The organism is Rhodohalobacter sp. 8-1 (genome assembly GCF_038150125.1).
Taxonomy (GTDB): Bacteria; Bacteroidota; Rhodothermia; order Balneolales; family Balneolaceae; genus SW132.
The window spans coordinates 1-502 of the sequence record NZ_JBBVMF010000068.1 but is presented as its reverse complement, the minus strand read 5'-3'; the positions used below and the strand labels follow the sequence as shown (position 1 = coordinate 502).

General features: G+C 60.8%; 1 pseudogene. It reads right to left on the bottom strand.

From position 1 onward, the window contains the following. A pseudogene (locus AABW11_RS20040) lies at positions 1-502 on the bottom strand (Fe-S cluster assembly protein SufB); the annotation flags it as partial.

The following is a 502-nucleotide window of genomic DNA, read 5'->3' as shown; positions in this document are numbered from 1 at the left end:
CACCCCCTTGGGGATGTAGACGAAGGAACCGTCGGTGAAGACCGCCGAGTTCAGGCAGGCGTGCTTGTTGTCACCGTAAGGCACCACCGAGCCGAGATACTTCTTCACCAGCTCCGGATGGTTCTTCACCGCCTCGGAGATCGGGCAGAAGATGACGCCGACGTCTTCCAGGTTCTTCTTGAAGGTGGTCGCCACCGAGACGCTGTCGAACACGGCGTCGACCGCGACACCGGCCAGCATCTTCTGCTCATTCAGGGGAATGCCCAGCTTGGCGTAGGTCTCCAGCAGCTTGGGGTCGACCTCGTCCAGGCTCTTGGGGCCGTCGTCGGGCGACTTCGGTGCCGAGTAGTAGTAGGAATCCTGATAGTCGATCGGCGGGAACTGCACCTTGGCCCACTTTGGCTCCGGCATAGTCAGCCAGTGGCGGAAGGCCTTCAGGCGCCATTCCAGCAGCCATTCCGGCTCGCCCTTCTTGGCAGAAATAAACCGAACAGTGTCTTCG